General features: G+C 65.1%; 16 protein-coding genes. 15 read left to right on the forward strand and 1 reads right to left on the reverse strand.

Annotation, left to right across the window (positions count from 1 at the left end):
* Positions 1-223 precede the first annotated feature (223 nt).
* From HAP48_RS24995 to HAP48_RS25005, 3 genes are all read left to right on the forward strand, one after another.
* Positions 224-2,545: a molybdopterin guanine dinucleotide-containing S/N-oxide reductase gene (locus HAP48_RS24995; protein ID WP_166209354.1), complete on the forward strand. Its 2,322-nt coding sequence runs from the start codon at positions 224-226 to the stop codon at positions 2,543-2,545.
* Between the two features lie 107 nt (positions 2,546-2,652).
* Entirely contained in the window at positions 2,653-3,696 is a 1,044-nt protein-coding gene (locus HAP48_RS25000; protein WP_166209351.1) for an alpha/beta fold hydrolase, read from the forward strand.
* Positions 3,697-3,715: 19 nt separating this feature from the next.
* Positions 3,716-4,591, forward strand: a complete 876-nt coding sequence (locus tag HAP48_RS25005) for a PhzF family phenazine biosynthesis protein (RefSeq protein ID WP_166209348.1) — start codon at positions 3,716-3,718, stop codon at positions 4,589-4,591.
* 49 nt (positions 4,592-4,640) lie between these two features.
* Here HAP48_RS25005 and HAP48_RS25010 read toward each other — a convergent pair whose 3' ends face one another.
* Entirely contained in the window at positions 4,641-5,153 is a 513-nt protein-coding gene (locus HAP48_RS25010) for a winged helix-turn-helix transcriptional regulator (RefSeq protein ID WP_029080410.1), read from the reverse strand.
* A gap of 208 nt (positions 5,154-5,361) precedes the next feature.
* Here HAP48_RS25010 and HAP48_RS25015 point away from each other — a divergent pair, with 208 nt between their 5' ends.
* The 12 genes from HAP48_RS25015 (at position 5,362) to HAP48_RS25070 (ending at position 17,886) form a co-directional block, all read left to right on the forward strand.
* Complete coding sequence (locus tag HAP48_RS25015) at positions 5,362-6,000, forward strand: 2-hydroxychromene-2-carboxylate isomerase (RefSeq protein ID WP_166209345.1); 639 nt, start codon at positions 5,362-5,364, stop codon at positions 5,998-6,000.
* Positions 6,001-6,058: 58 nt separating this feature from the next.
* Entirely contained in the window at positions 6,059-7,612 is a 1,554-nt protein-coding gene (locus tag HAP48_RS25020; RefSeq protein WP_224496577.1) for a class I adenylate-forming enzyme family protein, read from the forward strand.
* Between the two features lie 66 nt (positions 7,613-7,678).
* Positions 7,679-8,416 (forward strand): SDR family oxidoreductase, encoded by a 738-nt coding sequence (locus HAP48_RS25025; protein ID WP_166209342.1) that lies wholly within the window; start codon positions 7,679-7,681, stop codon positions 8,414-8,416.
* A 12-nt stretch (positions 8,417-8,428) separates the two neighbouring features.
* Entirely contained in the window at positions 8,429-9,610 is a 1,182-nt protein-coding gene (locus tag HAP48_RS25030) for an acyl-CoA dehydrogenase family protein (RefSeq protein WP_166209339.1), read from the forward strand.
* Positions 9,611-9,698: 88 nt separating this feature from the next.
* A complete protein-coding gene (locus tag HAP48_RS25035) occupies positions 9,699-10,829 on the forward strand; it encodes an acyl-CoA dehydrogenase family protein (RefSeq protein ID WP_166209336.1) in 1,131 nt (376 codons plus the stop codon).
* A 16-nt stretch (positions 10,830-10,845) separates the two neighbouring features.
* Positions 10,846-12,033 (forward strand): acetyl-CoA C-acyltransferase, encoded by a 1,188-nt coding sequence (locus tag HAP48_RS25040; RefSeq protein WP_166209333.1) that lies wholly within the window; start codon positions 10,846-10,848, stop codon positions 12,031-12,033.
* A 22-nt stretch (positions 12,034-12,055) separates the two neighbouring features.
* Complete coding sequence (locus tag HAP48_RS25045; protein ID WP_166209330.1) at positions 12,056-13,066, forward strand: NAD(P)H-dependent flavin oxidoreductase; 1,011 nt, start codon at positions 12,056-12,058, stop codon at positions 13,064-13,066.
* A gap of 11 nt (positions 13,067-13,077) precedes the next feature.
* Positions 13,078-13,851 carry an enoyl-CoA hydratase-related protein gene (locus tag HAP48_RS25050; protein WP_166209327.1) on the forward strand — a complete coding sequence of 258 codons (774 nt, stop codon included), beginning with the start codon at positions 13,078-13,080 and terminating at the stop codon, positions 13,849-13,851.
* A gap of 40 nt (positions 13,852-13,891) precedes the next feature.
* On the forward strand, positions 13,892-15,052 hold the full coding sequence (locus HAP48_RS25055) for an iron-containing alcohol dehydrogenase (protein ID WP_166209324.1): 1,161 nt from the start codon (positions 13,892-13,894) through the stop codon (positions 15,050-15,052).
* Between the two features lie 27 nt (positions 15,053-15,079).
* Positions 15,080-15,886, forward strand: coding sequence for a glutathione S-transferase family protein (locus tag HAP48_RS25060; protein WP_166209321.1), 807 nt, complete (start codon positions 15,080-15,082; stop codon positions 15,884-15,886).
* A 39-nt stretch (positions 15,887-15,925) separates the two neighbouring features.
* Positions 15,926-16,627, forward strand: coding sequence for an SDR family NAD(P)-dependent oxidoreductase (locus HAP48_RS25065; RefSeq protein WP_166209318.1), 702 nt, complete (start codon positions 15,926-15,928; stop codon positions 16,625-16,627).
* Positions 16,628-16,683: 56 nt separating this feature from the next.
* Positions 16,684-17,886 (forward strand): ABC transporter substrate-binding protein, encoded by a 1,203-nt coding sequence (locus HAP48_RS25070; RefSeq protein WP_166209315.1) that lies wholly within the window; start codon positions 16,684-16,686, stop codon positions 17,884-17,886.
* Positions 17,887-17,911 lie beyond the last annotated feature (25 nt).

Raw genomic sequence — 17,911 nt, forward strand, 5'->3', positions numbered from 1 at the left:
GTCGAACCCGGCCGCCGCCAGCTCCTTTGCATGGGGTTGTTTTCGATGTTTTGGCAGCGCGGCCCCGGGGGCGAGTTCCGCCGCCGTCACCCGCAGTCATGCCGGCACGGTGCGGTGCGACATCTCTGATAGCGGGTACCGCGCGCCGATTGGATCATTATACTGGCCGGAACGTCGCGACACAGGCGTGGCCTTACTGCCGGCTGCGGATGAAGGACACTCGATGAGCGAAACCATTGGCTACCCCGATCCCGGCCTCGATCTGTCCGATGGGTTCAAGCCGCACACCTCGCATTGGGGCGTGTTTTCGGCGCGGTTCGGCAAGGCGGGGCTCGAAGTCAGGCCATATGGCGGCGATCCCGATCCGAACGGCATCATCAACAACTTCCCCGGCGCGCTGCGCCATCAGGCGCGCATTGCCCAGCCGGCGATACGCCGCGGCTGGCTCGAGCGCGGGCCCGGGCCCGACGATCGCCGCGGCCGCGATGAATTCGTCTCCGTCAGCTGGGAGCAGGCGCTCGACCTGCTCGGCGGTGAGTTGACGCGGATCCGCGACACGATCGGCCCGGGCGCAGTGTTCGGCGGCTCCTATGGCTGGTCCAGTGCGGGCCGCTTCCATCACGCGCAGAGCCAGGTGCACCGTTTCCTCAACATCGCACTCGGCGGCTATGTCCGTTCGGTGAACACCTATTCCTCGGGCGCGTCCTCGGTGCTGCTGCCGCAGATCCTGACCGGTTACGAGGACATCACCAAGCGCAACGTCACCTGGGAGCAGATCGCAGCCGAAACCGACATCGTGCTGGCATTCGGCGGCATGGCGCTGAAGAACTCGATGGTGGCCGGCGGCTCGATCAGCAAGCACGTCGAGCGCGGCGCGATGGAGGCGGCGCACCGGCGCGGTTGCGCGTTCGTCCTGGTCAGCCCGCTGCGCGACGATCTTCCCGTCGAGGCCGGCGCCGAATGGATGACGGCGGTGCCGGGCACCGACACCGCGCTGATGCTCGGCATCGTCCACACTTTGGTGAGCGAAGGCCTGCACGATCAGGCCTTCCTCGATCGCTACACCGAGGGCTGGCCGGTGTTCCTGCGCTATCTGACCGGCGAGAGCGACGGCCAGCCCAAGAGCGCCGAATGGGCTGCGCCGATCTGCGGCATCGCGGCCGACACCATCACGACGCTCGCGCGGCGGCTCGCCGGGCGGCGCGCGCTGATCACCGTGTCGCATTCGCTGCAACGCGCCGAGCATGGCGAGCAGCCGGTGTGGATGGGCATGGTGCTGGCGGCCGCGCTCGGCCAGATCGGCCTGCCTGGCGGCGGCTACGCCTATTCGCTCGGCGCGATCGGCTATTACGGGCGTCGCGTCAATGCGGTGCCGGGACCGACGCTCGGGCAGGGCCGCAACGGCATCGCCGATTTCATTCCGGTGGCGCGCATCGCCGACATGCTGCTCAATCCCGGCGCTGCCTATCGCTACAATGGCGAGACGCGAACCTATCCGGATATCCGTCTCGTCTACTGGGCGGGCGGCAATCCGTTCCATCATCACCAGGATCTCAACCGCCTGCGCAAGGCCTTTGCGCGGCTCGACACGCTGGTGGTGCACGAGCTCGCCTGGACCGCCACCGCGCGTCACGCCGACATCGTGCTGCCCTCGACGATGACGCTCGAGCGCGAGGACATCGGCTATTCCACCAACGATCCGCTGATGGTTGCCATGCACCGGATCGCCGAGCCGTTCGGCCTCGCGCGCGACGACTACGACATCTTTGCCGATCTCGCCGAGCGGTTAGGGGCGCGCGAGCCCTTCACCGAAGGGCGCACGTCGCGGCAATGGCTTGATCATCTCTACGAGCCGACCCGCAAGGCGCTTGCCGCGCGCGGGCTCGAGGCGCCTCACTTCGAGGAATTCTGGCAGCGCGGCAGCCTGGTCGTGCCGCAACATCTCGACGACGGCGGCTCGCTGCGCCGCTTCCGTGAGGACCCGGTCGCGCGTCCCTTGCCGACGCCGAGCGGCCGCATCGAGATCTTTTCGCAGAAGATCGCCGATCACGGCGACGTGGACTGTCCGGGCCATCCGGTCTGGCTCGAGAAGACCGACACGCCGACATCCGGCTCGCCGTGCTTCCTGGTCGCCAACCAGCCGGTGACGCGCCTGCACAGCCAGCTCGACTTCGGGGGACATTCCACCGAGGCCAAGCATCGCGGCCGCGAGGTCGCGCGCATGAACCCGCGCGACGCGAAGGCGCGCGGCATTGCCGACGGCGACATCATCCGCATCTTCAATGCGCGCGGCGCCTGCCTTGCCGCGGTGCATGTCACCGACGGCATTGCGCCCGGCGTGGTGCAGCTGCCGACCGGCGCCTGGTACGACCCGATGGATCCCGAGGAGGAGGCGCCGCTCTGCGTTCACGGCAATCCGAACGTGCTGACGCGAGACATCGGCACGTCATCTTTCGCGCAGGGCTGCACCGGGCAGCTCACGACGGTCGAGGTTGAGCGTTTCAACGGCAATCTGCCGCCGATCCGGGCGTTCGATCCGGCCTAACTACGCTTCAGAGCCGATCACGAACAAATCATCGCTGTAGCGCTGGCTGGCGCCCGGCCGTTCGGCTACGGCATCACGGATCGCCCCTGATTTTCGGACCTTGAGAGATGCACCTGAGAGCCCTGTTTCACCTTGCCGTCGCTGCGACCGTCGCGCTCGGTGCGTCCGCCGCGTCAGCGCAATCGGCCGCCGAGCCGGCCTATGGCCCGGAGCTGCAGGGCTTCGACTATCCCTATCCGGTCGAGCATTATCGCTTCAGCTCGCAGGGGCAGGAGCTCGACATGGCCTATCTCGACGTCAAGCCGGCGACGCCGAACGGCCAGACTGCGGTGCTGCTGCACGGCAAGAATTTCTGCGCCGCCACCTGGGACGGCACCATCAAGGCGCTCAGCGGCGCCGGCTATCGCGTGATCGCGATGGATCAGATCGGCTTCTGCAAATCCTCCAAGCCGGAACGCTATCAGTTCACGTTCCAGCAGCTGGCCGGCAACAGCCGCGCGCTGCTTGCCTCGCTCGGGATCGAGCATTCGATCATGGTCGGCCACTCCACCGGCGGCATGCTGGCGATGCGCTACGCCCTGATGTATCCGGACGCCACCGACCGGCTGGTGCTGGTCGATCCGATCGGGCTCGAGGACTGGAAGGCCAAGGGCGTGCCGTGGCTCAGCCTCGACGGCTGGATGCAGCGTGAGACGCGCGTCACCGCCGACGGCATCCGCGCCTATGAGCGCGCCACCTATTACGCCGACACCTGGGATCCGTCCTACGAGACGTGGGTGCAGATGCTGGTCGGCATGTATCGCGGCCCGGGCCGCGCGGCCGTGGCGTCAAGCTCGGCGCGGCTCTATGACATGATCGCGACCCAGCCGGTGTTCTACGAATTCGAGCAGATCAAGCCGCCGACGCTGCTGTTTGTCGGCGACAAGGACACCACCGCGATCGGCAAGGACACCGCGCCGCCCGAGATCCGCAAGACGCTCGGCAATTATCCGGTGCTGGGCAAGGAAGCCGCGAAGCGGATTCCGCATGCGCAGCTGATCGAATTCCCCGACCTCGGCCATTCGCCGCAGATCCAGGCGCCGGCGCGCTTCCACGAGGCGCTGCTCGGCTGGCTGCAGCATCCGGAGACCGGCGCGACGCTGGTCAAGTAGGAGCCTCGAGGATGGCATCATGACGACAGTCGAACTGGTCAGCGTGTTCACGGTGGATGGGCAGGGCGGCAATCCCTGTCCCATCGTGGCCGATGCCAGCGGCATGAGCGCATCCGAGATGCAGGACGTTGCCCGCCGCCATGGTCATGAATCCGGCTTCGTGTTGCCGGCGGAGAGTGACGATTTCGACGCGACGTTCCGCTTCTTCGTTCCGAACCACGAAATGGAAATGTGCGGCCACGCCACCATCGGTGCGCTCTGGCTGCTTGCACGGCAGGGACGACTGCCGGGCGATACGATCCGGATTGCAACGCGCAGCGGTCCCGTCACCGGCTTCATCAGCCGGGATCGTAGCGGCGAGCCCCGTGTCGAGATCACCCAGCCGGTCGGAAAGACCGTTCCGCTCAACGCCGAGCAACGCGATGACGTGCTCCGGGCGCTCGCGGTCGGGCCGGATGCGATCGGCAATGAACCGCTCTGCAATGCGGTCACATCGCGGGTCAAGACATTGATTCCGATGCGCTCGCCGGAGACGCTGAATGCGCTTGAGCCTTCGGTCGGGGACGTCGAGGGGGTCTGCGGGCGGATCGGATCGACCGGGCTCTATCCATTCGCGGTGGTCGACCGCGCGGCGCGCCTGTTCGAGGCACGGCAATTCCCGCGCTCATCCGGTTATCGCGAGGACGCCGCAACCGGCATCGCGGCTGCGGCGCTGGCGTTCGGCTTGCTCGATTACGGCCTGGTCACGCCTGATGACGACGAGATTCGGATCCTGCAGGGCAGGGCGATGGGGCGCCTGTCGGAGATCCGCGTCCGCATCGGCTTCGCCGGCGGCCGGCCGGTCGGCTGCCTGCTTGGCGGCAATGTCGTGCTGCTGGCTACGCCGTCACGCTGAAACGCGCTGATGTCGACGGTCGCTCGGGGCACTGGGTCGCAAAGCGTATCTAGGTCGATTCGGCGACCCGTCTGGCCCGCTCCTGCGCCCTTGCGTGCACGGGTGAGGACTTTCGCGCGCCGGGGCCCGGATGGACGTGGACATCCTTCGCGCTCAGCGGTTCGCCGCATTCCGAACAGACCATGACGGGGTCGAACATCTTCTTGCAGGTCTTGTGTTCGTGCAGCATCGGCCGGCCGCGCGCGTCGACCATGTGGATGTTGCCCCAGTGCACGATCGACATGATGATCGGATAGAGGTCGAGGCCCTTCTGGGTCAGGATGTATTCGTAGCGCTTCGGCGCCTCCTGATAGGGAATCTTGCGCAGCACGCCGAAGCGCACCAGCTTCTTCAGCCGGTCCGCGAGCAAATGGCGGGTGATCCCGAGCGACGCCTGGAAGTCATCGAACCTGCGGATGCGCAGGAAACATTCGCGCAGGATCAGCAGGCTCCAGCGGTCACCGATCACCGCGACGGTGCGGGCCAGCGAGCACGGCTCCTCCTCGAGGGTATCCCATTTCATCAGCGTCTCCGGCGCTCTGCGACGACAATAGAAGTGAAATTCTAAAACAGAACTGACGTCATTTCAATAGGATGCCTCGAACTGGCCTATGGTTCGGCTATAGGATGACAAATATCATATTGACAGTTCTAAAATAGAACTTATGGTCCGCCCCACGATCAACCCGGCCGAGCAGACGGCCGCCGACAATCGAAGGGAAGGGCGTTCCATGGCTGCTCCGCTCAAGGTCGAATTCCACTTCGATTTCGGAAGTCCGAACGCCTACCTCGCGGAACTGGCGCTGCCGGAGATCGAGAAGCGTACCGGCGTGAAGTTCGACTACGTGCCGGTGCTGCTTGGCGGCGTCTACAAGGCGACCGGCAACATGTCGCCCGGCGAGTCGCTGCGCGGGATCAAGAACAAGCCGGAATACAACGCGCTCGAGACCGAGCGCTTCCTGCGGCGCCACAACATCACGACGTTCAGATCGAACCCGTTCTTCCCGGTCAACACGCTGATGCTGATGCGTGGCGTCGTTGCGGCCGATTTCGAAGGGCTGTTCGAGCCCTATTTCCGCGCGGCCTATCACCACATGTGGTCCGAGCCCAAGAAGATGGACGATCCGCAGGTGTTCCGCGAGGCGTTCCTGTCCTCCGGCCTCGATATCGACCGCATTATCGCCCGCGCCCAGCAGGACGAGGTGAAGAAGAAGCTGATCGAGAACACCAGCAATGCCGTGGCGCGCGGCTCGTTCGGCTCGCCGACTTTCTTCGTCGGCGACGAGATATTCTTCGGCAAGGACCGCTTGCGCGAAGTCGAGGAGGAGATCGTCGCGCAGCTGGCTGCGCCGCAGCGCAAGACCGCTTGAGCGGCAAATTCCTCAAGCCAACAAATCAAGCCCGAAGGGCTGCGACAGGGAGGTTTCAGTGCAGGCGTCGACGCAAGTGGCTGAAGGAAGTGTGGAAGGCTTGCCGAACCGCATCCACGAGGTGATCGATCACCATGTCGCGGCGACGCCGGATCATCTGGCGCTGGTCGACGACAAGATGCGGCTGACCTATCGCGAACTCGATCGAACGGTCGGCCGGGTCGCCGAGGCGTTGCGGACGCTCGGCATCCGCGCCGGTGACCGCCTGATGATCGTGAGCGAGAATTCCGTTCCGCTGGCCTGCCTGCTGCTGGCGGCGAGCCGGCTCGATGTCTGGTCGATCGTGGTCAATCCAAGGCTGTCGCCGCGAGAGCTCGATCAGATCAGGGATCACAGCGGCGCCCGCCGCGTGTTGCTGACTGCCGACGTCTCGCAGGAAGCAGCCACGCATGCCGCGCGCTATGAGGCTTCCGTGCAGGATGTCGGCCCGCTCCGCGGCGTCGCCGTCACCAGCCTGAATCTGGCAACGGTTGCCGAGCCGGTGGAGGCCGATGGCGCAAACCAGGTCGCGGTCCTCATCTACACCTCCGGCACCACGGGCACGCCAAAGGGCGTGATGCTGACCCATCGCAATCTGCTGTTCAGCGCCCGCGGCACCGCGGCCTTCCGCAAGATGGCGGCCGATGACGTGCAGTATTGCGTGCTGCCGATCTCGCATATCGTCGGCATCTCGCTGCTGACGATGACCTTGATGGTCGGCGCCACCGTGCGCCTGGTCGCCAAATACGATCCGGCCGCGCTGGTCAAGGCGATGGCCGAGGAGGGCATCACGATCCTGAACGGCGTGCCCGCGACCTATCAGCGTTTGCTGGAATACCGCCGCAATGCCGGCCTGCCGAAGCTCGATCGCGGCCGGTTGCGTGTGATCTCGGTGGCCGGCGCGCCGCTCGATCTCGAACTCAAATCCCGGGTCGAGCAGGAACTCGGGCTGCCTTTGCTCAACGGCTACGGTATCACCGAATGCTCGCCGGGCATCTCCGGTGTCCGGCCCGATAACCCGCGGGCCGACCACGCCGTCGGCACCGTCATGCCGGGCCTGGAGGCAAAGCTCGTCGGTCGCGACCTCAAGCCGGTGGCCGATGGCGAAGTCGGCGAGCTTCACGTCCGCGGCCCGAATGTGATGCGCGGCTATTACCGCGCTCCCGACCTGACTGCCAAGGCGATCGATCCCGACGGCTGGTTCAACACCGGCGATCTCGCCCGTTTCCAGGATGGCGCCCTCTACATCGTCGGGCGGACCAAGGAGATGATCATCCGCTCCGGCTTCAACGTCTATCCGGCCGAGATCGAGGCGGTGCTGAGCACGCATGACGCCGTTGTGCAGTGCGCCGTGGTCGGCCGGGCGGTCGAGGGCAATGAGGAGGTCGTCGCCTTCGTCCAGCTGATCAAGGGTTCGACCGTCACCGTGGCGGACCTGATGGCCCATGTTGCTCCGCAACTGACCTCGTACAAGCGTCCGACGGAGATTATCCTGATGGATGCTCTGCCCGCCACGTCGACGGGCAAGCTGCTGAAGCACAAGCTTGCGGAATCGTTGCGCAGCCAAGCCTAGCTCACGAGCCTGACGCTGACGCGTCGCCGCAGAACAGTTCACGCAAACAAGAGACCGGAGACCACCATGCAGAAGAGAAACAGGACGGTTGCCGTCATTGGTGCCGGTGATTTCATCGGCGGCGAGATCGCCAAGAAGTTCGCCTCCGAGGGCTTTACGGTCTTCGCCGGCCGCCGCAACGGCGACAAGCTCGCGCCGCTGGTCAAGGAGATCGAGGCGGCAGGCGGCGAGATCCATGCCCGCTCGCTCGATGCGCGCAAGGAGGAGGAGATCATCTCCTTCCTCAACGACGCCGACAAGCATGCGCCGCTCGAGGTCTGCATCTTCAACATCGGCGCCAACGTCAATTTCCCGATCCTGGAGACCACCGAGCGCGTGTTCCGCAAGGTCTGGGAGATGGCCTGCTATTCCGGCTTCCTGGCCGGACGCGAGGCGGCGCGGCTGATGACGGCGCGTGGCGAGGGCAACATCTTCTTCACCGGCGCGACCGCGTCGTTGCGCGGCGGCAGCGGTTATGCCGCCTTTGCCAGCGCCAAGTTCGGCCTGCGTGCGGTGGCGCAGGCGATGGCGCGCGAGCTCGGACCGAAGAACATCCATGTCGCGCACCTGATCATCGATTCCGGCGTCGACACCGAATGGGTGCGGCAGCGGCGCATCGAGGCGCTCGGCCCGAACGCGCTCGACGATCCCGATCTGCTGATGCCGCCGGCTTCGGTCGCGACCTCCTACTGGCAGCTCTACCAGCAGCCGAAGAGCGCCTGGACGTTTGAGCTTGAAATCCGGCCCTTCGGCGAGAAGTGGTAGGGAGCACGGCAGATGGAGCTCGCGCTATCTCCTGAAGATGCGGCGTTTCGCGACGAAGTCCGCGCCTTCATCAAGGACAATTATCCGGCGGAGATGCGCGTCCCCAATCCGGAGACCGATCTCTCCAAGGAGCAGATGCTGCTGTGGCATCGCATCCTGCACGCCAAGGGCTGGATCGCGCCGCTCTGGCCGAAGGAATATGGCGGGCCCGGCTGGTCGATCACGCGCCGCTTCATCTTCGACCAGGAGACGACGCGGGCCGGCACGATGCCACCGCTGGCGTTCAGCGTCACCATGGTCGGCCCCGTCATCTACACCTTCGGCAATGATGCGCAGAAGAAGAAGTTCTTGCCGCGCATCCTCTCCGGCGAGGACTGGTGGTGCCAGGGCTATTCGGAGCCGGGCTCTGGCTCCGACCTCGCCACCGTTCGCACCAAGGCGGTGCGCGACGGCGACCACTACGTCGTCAATGGGCACAAGACCTGGACCACGCTGGCGCAGCATGCCGACTGGATTTTCTGCCTGGTTCGTACCGATACCACCGCAAAGCCGCAGTCCGGCATCTCGTTCCTCTTGATCGACATGAAGTCGCCGGGCGTCACCGTCCGCCCGATCATCACAATCGACGGGTCGCACGAGGTCAACGACGTCTTCCTGGAAAACGTCCGCGTTCCCGCCGAGAACCTGATCGGTGAAGAGAACAAGGGCTGGACCTACGCCAAATTCCTGCTCGGCAATGAGCGCACCAGCATGGCCGGCATCGGCCGCTCGACGCGCTACATCGAACGGCTGAAGAAGATCGTCAAGGCCGAGATCCCCGAAGACGATCCCGCGCATCTGGAATTCATCCGGGACATCGCCCGCGTCGAGCTCGACGTGCTGGCGCTGGAAGCGACCGAGCTGCGCGTCGTCGCCCAGATGGCCCGTGGCATCGATCCGGGACCTGCGGCATCGCTGTTCAAGATCCGCGGCACCGAGATCTTCCAGGACATCACCGAGCTGACGCACCGCGCGATCGGCAATTACGGGCTTGCGATCCGCGAGTATCCGGTCAGCGCCAACCGTTTCATGCCGGGTCCGGACTACGGCCACACGGCGTCGGAGAAATATCTCAACTCGCGCAAGCTCTCGATCTACGGCGGATCGAACGAGATCCAGCGCAACATCATCGCCAAGGCGGTGCTTGGTCTCTAGGGCACGATCCGGACAAGCGGATCATGCGCAAACAAGGAGCTAACGCGCATCTCATCGCGCTTTGGCAACAGCGGCACGAGAGGATCGGATGGATATCCAGTTCACGGAAGAGCAGGAATTGTTGCGGTCCAGCGTCCAGCGGCTGCTGCGCGACCAGTATGATTTCGACGCCCGCCGCAAGATCGTCGCGAGCGAGGAGGGTTTTGGCCGCAAGCAATGGGCTGAATTCGCCGAGCTCGGCATGCTCGCGGCGCCATTCTCGGAAGCCGTTGGCGGGCTCGGCGGCGGGCCGCTGTCGACCATGATCATCATGCAGGAGTTCGGCCGCCATCTCGTGGTCGAGCCGTTCGTCGAGACGGTCGTGGTGGCCGGCGGCCTGATCGAGCAGGCGGGCTCCGACGCGCAGAAGCAGGCCTTCATTGCCGACATCATCGCAGGATCAAAACTTTGGGCGCTGGCCTGGACCGAGAAAGGCTCGCGCTTCGATCTCGCCACCGTCACTACCACGGCGCGCCGGGAGGGCAGCCACTATGTCCTCACCGGCGAGAAGACGGCGGTGATGGCGGCGCCCTGGGCGGATTATCTGATCGTCTCCGCCCGCACCTCGGGCCATCGTCACGATCGCGGCGGCGTCAGTCTGTTCGTGGTCGATCGGCGCGCCGCTAATCTTGATCTGCAAAGCTTCAAGACGATCGATGGCCGCCGCGCGGCCGAGATCAGCCTGCGTGGTGTGCGCGGAGAGCTGCTCGGCAACGAAGGCGGGGCCGTCACGGCGCTGGAAGCCTGTCGCAACCAGGCCATCGGCGCGCTCTGCGCCGAGGCGGTCGGCGCGATCGGTGAGCTGAACGCGGCGACCCTGGACTATTCCAAGACGCGCAAGCAGTTCGGCGTCACGATCGGCAGCTTCCAGGTGCTGCAGCACCGGATGGTCGACATGTTCATCGCGCATCAGGAGACGCTGTCCCTGATGCAGCATCTCAGCCTCAGCCTCAACGAGGGTGAGGCCGGCATTTCCCGGCTCGCCTCGGGCGCCAAGTCCAAGATCGGCTATGCCGCCAAATTCGTGGCGGACCAGGCCGTGCAACTGCACGGCGGCATGGGCATGACCGACGAGCTCAATGTCGGCCACTACTTCAAGAGGATTTCTTCCATCAACATCCAGTTCGGCGATCCCGCCTATCACGTGCTGCGCTTCGCGCAGCTCGAGGCGGTCGCCTAAAGCCAGAGAGGCAAGCATGTCACAGGACGCAGTCATCGTTTCCACCGCGCGCACCGGCGTCGGCAAGGCCTATCGCGGCGCGCTCAACAACACCGACGGGCCGACCCTGGCCGGCCACGTCATGGCCGAAGCGGTGAAGCGCGCCGGCATCGCGCCCGGCGAGGTCGAGGACGTGGTGATGGGCTGCGCCATGCAGCAGGGCACCATGGTGATGAACGTCGCGCGCAAGGGCGCGATCCGCGCCGGCCTCCCCGTCACTGTTGCCGGCACCACCATCGACCGGCAGTGCGCCTCCGGCCTGCAGGCGATCGCGGTTGCCGCGCGTTCGGTGATGCTTGACGGCGTCGAGATCGCGATCGGCGGCGGCATCGAGTCGATCAGCCTGGTGCAGAACGAGCATATGAACCGGTTCCACGCCGTCGACGACGAGCTGATGGCCATGAAGCCCGAGATGTACATGTCGATGCTGGAGACGGCCGAGGTCGTCGCCGAGCGTTACGGGATCGGCCGCGACAAGCAGGACGAATACAGCCTGGAGTGCCAGCGCCGCGTCGGTGCCGCGCTGCAGGGCGGCCGTTTCAACGACGAGATCGTGCCGATCACGACAAAAATGGCCGTGGTCAACAAGGACACCAAGGACGTCAGCTATCAAGAGGTGACGCTGGCCAAGGATGAAGGTCCGCGGCCGGATACCACCGCGGATGGTCTCGCGAAGATCAAGCCGGTGTTCGAGGGCAAGACCATCAGCGCCGGCAATGCCAGCCAGCTCTCCGACGGCGCCTCGGCCTGCGTGATCATGAGCGACAGGATCGCCGCGCAGAAGGGGCTGAAGCCGCTCGGCATCTTCCGCGGCTTCGTCGCCGCCGGCGTCGAGCCGGACGAGATGGGCGTCGGCCCGGTCGCCGCGATCCCGCGGCTGTTGAAGCGCCATAACCTCAAGATCGACGACATCGATCTCTGGGAGCTCAACGAGGCCTACGCGGTGCAGGTGATCTATTGCCGCGACAAGCTCGGCATCGATCCGGAGAAGCTGAACGTCAATGGCGGCTCGATTGCGATCGGCCACCCCTATGGCATGACCGGCGCGCGGCTCACCGGCCACCTCCTGATCGAGGGCCGGCGGCGCAAGGCGAAATACGGCGTGGTGACCATGTGCATCGGCGGCGGCATGGGCGCGGCCGGCCTGTTCGAAATCGTCCACTGATCGGCAACGCGGGGAGAGACTTGTGAAGACAGCAATCACTGAACTGTTCGGTATCCAGCATCCGATCATCCAGGGCGGCATGCATTACGTCGGCTTCGCCGAGATGGCGGCCGCGGTGTCCAACGCCGGCGGCCTCGGCATCATCACCGGCCTGACCCAGAGGACGCCGGAACTGCTGGCCAAGGAGATCGCGCGCTGCCGCGACATGACCGACAAGCCGATCGGCGTGAACCTCACCTTCCTGCCGAGCTTCACCGCGCCGCCCTATCCGGAATACATCGCGGCGATCCGCGAGGGCGGCGTCAAGGCGGTGGAGACCGCGGGCCGCAGCCCGGAGCAGTACATGCCGGCGCTGAAAGCGGCCGGCATCAAGGTGATCCACAAATGCACCTCGGTGCGGCATTCGCTGAAGGCCGAGAAGATCGGCTGCGATGCGGTCAGCGTCGACGGCTTCGAGTGCGGCGGCCATCCCGGCGAGGATGACATCCCGAACATGATCCTGCTGCCGCGTGCGGCGGACGAGCTGAAGATCCCGTTCGTGGCCTCGGGCGGCATGGCGGATGCGCGCAGCCTCGTCGCGGCGCTGTCGATGGGCGCAGCCGGCATGAACATGGGCACGCGCTTCATCGCCACCAAGGAAGCGCCGGTCCATCCCAATGTGAAGAAGGCGCTGGTGGAGGCGAACGAGCTCGACACCCGCCTGGTGATGCGGGCGCTGCGCAACACCGAGCGCGTGCTGAAGAACAAGGGCGTCGATGAGCTGCTCGAGATCGAGCGCGAGAAGGGCGCCAAATTGAAGATCGAGGACATCCACGAGCAGGTCGCCGGCGTCTACCCGAAGGTGATGATCGACGGCGAGATGGATGCCGGCGCCTGGAGCTGCGGCATGGTGGTCGGGCTGATCAACGACATCCCGACCGTCAAGGAGCTGATCGACCGCATCATGGCCGAGGCTGAAGCGATCATTCGGCAGCGGCTGACCGGCTTCCTCGACGGCCAATTCGAAACCAAACCGGCCCGCGCCGTCGCCTGAAGGAGAGTGCCATGACCGAGCATGTCAAGGGTGAGATTGCCGCCGGCGTGATGACGCTGACGCTGCAGCGGCCGGAGAAGAAGAACGCGCTGACCGGGGCCATGTACAATGTCATGTCCGCGGCGCTCAAGCAGGTGGAGGCGGATGCCTCTGTCCGGGTGATCCTGTTCCAGGGCGACGGCGACAGCTTCACCGCGGGCAATGATCTGGCTGACTTCGCAAGCCAGGCGCGCGGTGAAGGCACTGTCGACAGTCCGGCCCACACTTTCATCGAAACCATCAGCAAGGTCGGCAAGCCGATCGTCGCGGCGGTGCAGGGCAATGCGGTCGGCGTCGGCACCACCATGCTGCTGCACTGTGATCTCATCTATCTCGCCGAGAATGCGCGGCTGATCACGCCCTTTGTCAATCTCGCTCTGGTGCCGGAAGCTGCATCGAGCTGGCTGCTGCCGTTGCGGATCGGCCATGCGCGCGCCTATGCGATGTTCGCGCTTGGCGAGCCGATGGATGCGCAGGGCGCACTGGCATCCGGCCTCGCCAATGCCGTGGTGCCGCAGGCCGATCTGCGCAAGCGCGCGCATGACGCGGCGGTCGCGCTGACCAAGCGGCCGGCGGGTTCGCTCAGCATGACCAAGAAGCTGATGCGCGAGCAGCAGCGGATCGCGGCGCAGATCGCCGCGGAAGGCGTGTTGTTCAAGGAGCGGCTGACGACGCCCGAAGCGCGCGAGGCCTTTGCCGCGTTCGCCGAACGGCGTCAGCCGGACTTCACCAAACTGTCGGCCTGAAATCGCCGGGAATTCACGGACAGATCGAGGGAGTGAAAGCATGGGCGTCGTCGGCAGCCATCAATACCCCAGCATGGAATCCGTGATCTACGGCAGGCCGGCGGCCGAGGCGCTGCGCGAGGAAGCCGAACGGCTGGGCGCGAAGCGCGTCTATCTGATCGCAAGCCGGACGCTGAACACCACGACCGACGAGATCGAGAAGATCCGCGAAGGGCTCGGCGACCGCCATGCCGCGACCTTTGACGGCGTGCCGCAGCACACGACGCGGGACGTGGTGACGCAGATCGCGCGACAGGCAAGTGAGGCCAAAGCGGATCTCGTCGTCGCCATCGGTGGCGGCTCGGTAGTCGATGCGGCGAAGATCGTGCTGATGTGCATGGAGCACGAGATCTTCGAACCTGCCGGGCTCGACGGCTTCGAGACCACGCCGGACCGCCGCTTCGGGCCGTTCCGCAACCCGAAGGTCCGGATGATCGCGATCCCCAGCACGCTTTCGGGAGGCGAGTACAATTCCGGCGCGCTGGTCACCGACACCAGCCGCAAGCTGAAGCAGATCTTCAATCACCCGATGATGATGCCGCGCAGCATCATCCTCGATCCCGCGATCACGAAATACACGCCCGAGAAGCTCTGGCTGGGCTCCGGCACACGCGCGATGGACCACGGTATCGAGGCGATCTGCTCCAGCCGTCCCAATGTACTCGTCGACGCGGTGTGCCAGCAGGGGCTGCGCTATCTGCATGACGGCCTGCTGCGCACCAAGGACAATCCGCATGACGAGGCGGCACGGCTGAATTGCCAGTTGGGCTCGTGGCTGTCCGCGTTCGGATTGCAGGCGCGGGTGCCGATGGGCGCGAGCCACGCCATCGGCCATGTCCTCGGCGGCACCTGCGACGTGCCGCATTATTTCTGCACGGCGGTGATGATGCCGAGCGTGCTCCGCTACAACCGTCCCGCGACGGAGGCGGCCCAGCAGACGATCGCCGCCGCGCTCGGAACGCCGGGGCGTGATGCCGGCGAGGCGTTCGCCGGCTTTATCGCCGAGCTCGGCCTGCCGCGGCGGCTGGCTGATGTCGGCGTGGGCGAGGACCGTTTTGAGCTGATCGGCAAGAACGCGATGCTGTCGATCTTCACCCGGGCCAACCCGCAGCCGATCCGCGAGCCCGGCGATGTCGTCAAGATCCTGAAGCTCGCCGCCTGAAGCTTGTCGCAACGGGAGCAGTCCACAATGGCTGACCTGCGTATATTCTCTTACTTGCCGAACCCGCGCGTCTGGAAAGCGACCATCGCCGCGCGGTTCTGCGGCGTCGATGTCGAGGTGCGAGGCGCCTCGGGCAAGGAATTGCGCGACTGGCTGTGGGACTACGATGCCCATCCGCTGACCGAGCACGAACGCGCCGCGCTGTCGTCGCTGGCGCGAACCGGCCGGGTCGGGCTGACCGGCGCACAGCTGTTCAAGACCGACGCGTTCATGGAGGCGCAGCCGTTCGGCAATGTGCCTGCCGCATTCGGCGCCGACGGCAAGGTCGGGATTTTCGAATCGAACAGCATCATGCGCGCGGTGGCGCGGCTCGGTGAAGCGAAGTTCGCCCTCTATGGGCGTGACGCCTACGAGGCGTCCAGGATCGACAGTTTTCTCGATGTCAGCCTGGTGTTCGCGCGGGACACGCAAATCTATCTGCTCGCTCTGTCGGGCGGAACGGTCGACGCGGCCATTCACGCGCGCGCCAAGGACGCGTTTGCGATCTATGCCTCGGGGATCGAGCAGGCATTGTCGCCGCTGCGCGAGACGCTGGTCGGAACCGGCATCTCGATTGCCGACATCTGCCTCACAGCCGAGCTCGCCCTCTTCATGAACGAGCACGGGCGCGCAGAGCAATTGCGCAAGCTGGGGTTGGAGAGAATCCTCCACCCGGGAGTGCAGGATCAGTATCCGCTGATGTTCGCCCATTTTGCCCGGCTGCTCGAGCACGCGCATTTTGCGCCGGAGCTCAAGCCCTATGTCGAGAAGCTGCGGTCGAAGGCGGTCGCCTGAGCATGAAACCTGTTGGCCGCAACGCGGAGGGTTGATCGCATGACCGCACCTGTTTGTTTGATCTCCGGCGTGGGACCCGGCACGGGCTCGGCGCTCGCCAGGAGGTTCGCCGAAGGCGGCTATCGCGTCGCGCTGCTCGCCAGGAACGAGGAGCGCCTCGCCGCGCTCGAAAGGCAGCTGCCGGGCGCAAAGGCCTATCGATGCGACGTGTCCGACCCCGCGCAGGTCGAGGCGGTGGCCTCCGCCGTGGAGCGCGATCTCGGCAATCCCGGCGTCGTGATCCACAACGCCGTCGGCGGCGCGTTCGGCACATTCCGCGAGATCGATCCGCAGATTCTCAATCGCAACTTCCAGGTCAACACGATGGGACTGTTGTATCTGGCGCGGCGCTTTACCCCGGCGATGATCAGCGCAGGCAAGGGCGCCATCGTGGCGACCGGCAATACCTCGGCGTTGCGCGGCAAGGCCGGCTTCGCAGGCTTCGCGCCGACCAAGGCGGCGCAGCGGATTCTTGCCGAAGCGATGGCGCGCGACCTCGGGCCGCAAGGGGTTCACGTCGCCTACGTCGTCATTGATGCGGTGATCGATCTGGAGTGGACGCGGAAGCGCTGGCCGGAACGGCCGGACGACTTCTTCATCAAGCCGAAAGCGATCGCTGACGAGATCTGGCACGTCGCGCACCAGGATCGCAGCGCGTGGTCGTTCAATGTCGAGATCAGGCCGTTCGGCGAGGCCTGGTAGGCCCGGCGTTACGGTCGCAAGTGCCGGTCAATCCATAAAAGCCCAAGGGGATTTGCATGTCGTTGAGAAAGTTTGCTGTGTCCATTGCGGTTCTCGCGGCCTTTGCCGCAGCTCCCGTCCGCGCCGAAACGCCTGGTATCTCGGAATCGGAAATCAGGATCGGGGCCACATTCCCGTTCAGCGGCCCGGCATCCCCGCTCAGCAATACCGGCAAGGGCCTCATCGCCTATGTCAACTCCATCAATGATCGTGGCGGTGTCAACGGCCGCAAGATCAACCTCATCACCTATGACGATGCCTATTCGCCGCCCAAGGCGGTGGAGCAGACCCGCAAGCTGATCGAGAGCGACGAGGTCGCGTTCCTGTTCAGCCCGCTGGGGACGCCCGGTATCGGCGCAACCATCAAATACGTGACCGCGAAGAAGGTGCCGCACCTCTTTGTCGTGAGCGGCGTGACCAAGTTTGCCAACTTCGCCGAGTTTCCACTGACGACCACGGGGCTGCCGAGCTACAACACTGAAGGAAAGATCTACGCCAAGTACATTGCCCAGACGGCGCCCGACGCGAAGATCGCGATCCTCTACCAGAATGACGATCTCGGCCGTGACTTCGTGACCGCGTTCAAGGAAACCCTGAAGGGTGAGTTCGACAAGAAGGTGGTGACATCGCCCTATGAGGTCACCGAGCCCACGATCGACTCCCGCGTCGTGACGCTGAAGGCGTCGGGCGCCCAGGCATTCCTGATCGCCGGCACGCCGAAATTCGCAGCGCAAGCGATCAAGAAGGCGAGCGAGATCGGCTGGTCGCCGCTCACCATCGTCAATTACGTGTCGAGCTCGGTGTCCTCGACCATCGTGCCCGCCGGAGCGGACAAGGCGGTGGGCGTCGTAGTCGCGACCATCGCGAAGGATCCGAACGACAAGAAATGGGCCGACGATCCCGGCATCAAATGGTATCGCGCCCACTTCGAGAAGTATCTTCCGGGTGCCGATATCGGCGACAGCAACTATCTGTTCGGGACCCAGCAGGGCCAGATCCTGGAGCAGGTGCTGAAGCAATGCGGCGATGACCTGTCGCGCGAGAACATCGTGAAGCAGGCGCGCAACATCAAGGGACTTGTGCTGCCGACGCTGATGCCTGGCATCACGGTCAACACCGGGCCCGACAACAGCATGGCCTATACGCAACTTCAGCTGCAGCGCTGGACGGGAAGCTCCTGGGAGCAGTTCGGCGGCGTGCTGAGCGCCGAGCCGAACTGAGCCGTCACACAAAGATCGCCAGTGC

Source organism: Bradyrhizobium septentrionale (assembly GCF_011516645.4).
In the GTDB taxonomy this organism is placed as follows: domain Bacteria; phylum Pseudomonadota; class Alphaproteobacteria; order Rhizobiales; family Xanthobacteraceae; genus Bradyrhizobium; species Bradyrhizobium septentrionale.

Excerpts from the sequence above, each read along its gene's own strand:
- HAP48_RS25065 (WP_166209318.1), top strand. The coding sequence starts at position 15,926 with ATGACCGCACCTGTTTGTTTGATCTCCGGCGTGGGACCCGGCACGGGC.
- HAP48_RS25035 (WP_166209336.1), top strand. The coding sequence starts at position 9,699 with ATGGATATCCAGTTCACGGAAGAGCAGGAATTGTTGCGGTCCAGCGTC.
- HAP48_RS25005 (WP_166209348.1), top strand. The coding sequence starts at position 3,716 with ATGACGACAGTCGAACTGGTCAGCGTGTTCACGGTGGATGGGCAGGGC.
- HAP48_RS25015 (WP_166209345.1), top strand. The coding sequence starts at position 5,362 with ATGGCTGCTCCGCTCAAGGTCGAATTCCACTTCGATTTCGGAAGTCCG.
- HAP48_RS25030 (WP_166209339.1), top strand. The coding sequence starts at position 8,429 with ATGGAGCTCGCGCTATCTCCTGAAGATGCGGCGTTTCGCGACGAAGTC.
- HAP48_RS25050 (WP_166209327.1), top strand. The coding sequence starts at position 13,078 with ATGACCGAGCATGTCAAGGGTGAGATTGCCGCCGGCGTGATGACGCTG.
- HAP48_RS25055 (WP_166209324.1), top strand. The coding sequence starts at position 13,892 with ATGGGCGTCGTCGGCAGCCATCAATACCCCAGCATGGAATCCGTGATC.
- HAP48_RS25040 (WP_166209333.1), top strand. The coding sequence starts at position 10,846 with ATGTCACAGGACGCAGTCATCGTTTCCACCGCGCGCACCGGCGTCGGC.
- HAP48_RS25060 (WP_166209321.1), top strand. The coding sequence starts at position 15,080 with ATGGCTGACCTGCGTATATTCTCTTACTTGCCGAACCCGCGCGTCTGG.
- HAP48_RS24995 (WP_166209354.1), top strand. The coding sequence starts at position 224 with ATGAGCGAAACCATTGGCTACCCCGATCCCGGCCTCGATCTGTCCGAT.
- HAP48_RS25000 (WP_166209351.1), top strand. The coding sequence starts at position 2,653 with ATGCACCTGAGAGCCCTGTTTCACCTTGCCGTCGCTGCGACCGTCGCG.
- HAP48_RS25010 (WP_029080410.1), bottom strand. The coding sequence starts at position 5,153 with ATGAAATGGGATACCCTCGAGGAGGAGCCGTGCTCGCTGGCCCGCACC.
- HAP48_RS25070 (WP_166209315.1), top strand. The coding sequence starts at position 16,684 with ATGTCGTTGAGAAAGTTTGCTGTGTCCATTGCGGTTCTCGCGGCCTTT.
- HAP48_RS25025 (WP_166209342.1), top strand. The coding sequence starts at position 7,679 with ATGCAGAAGAGAAACAGGACGGTTGCCGTCATTGGTGCCGGTGATTTC.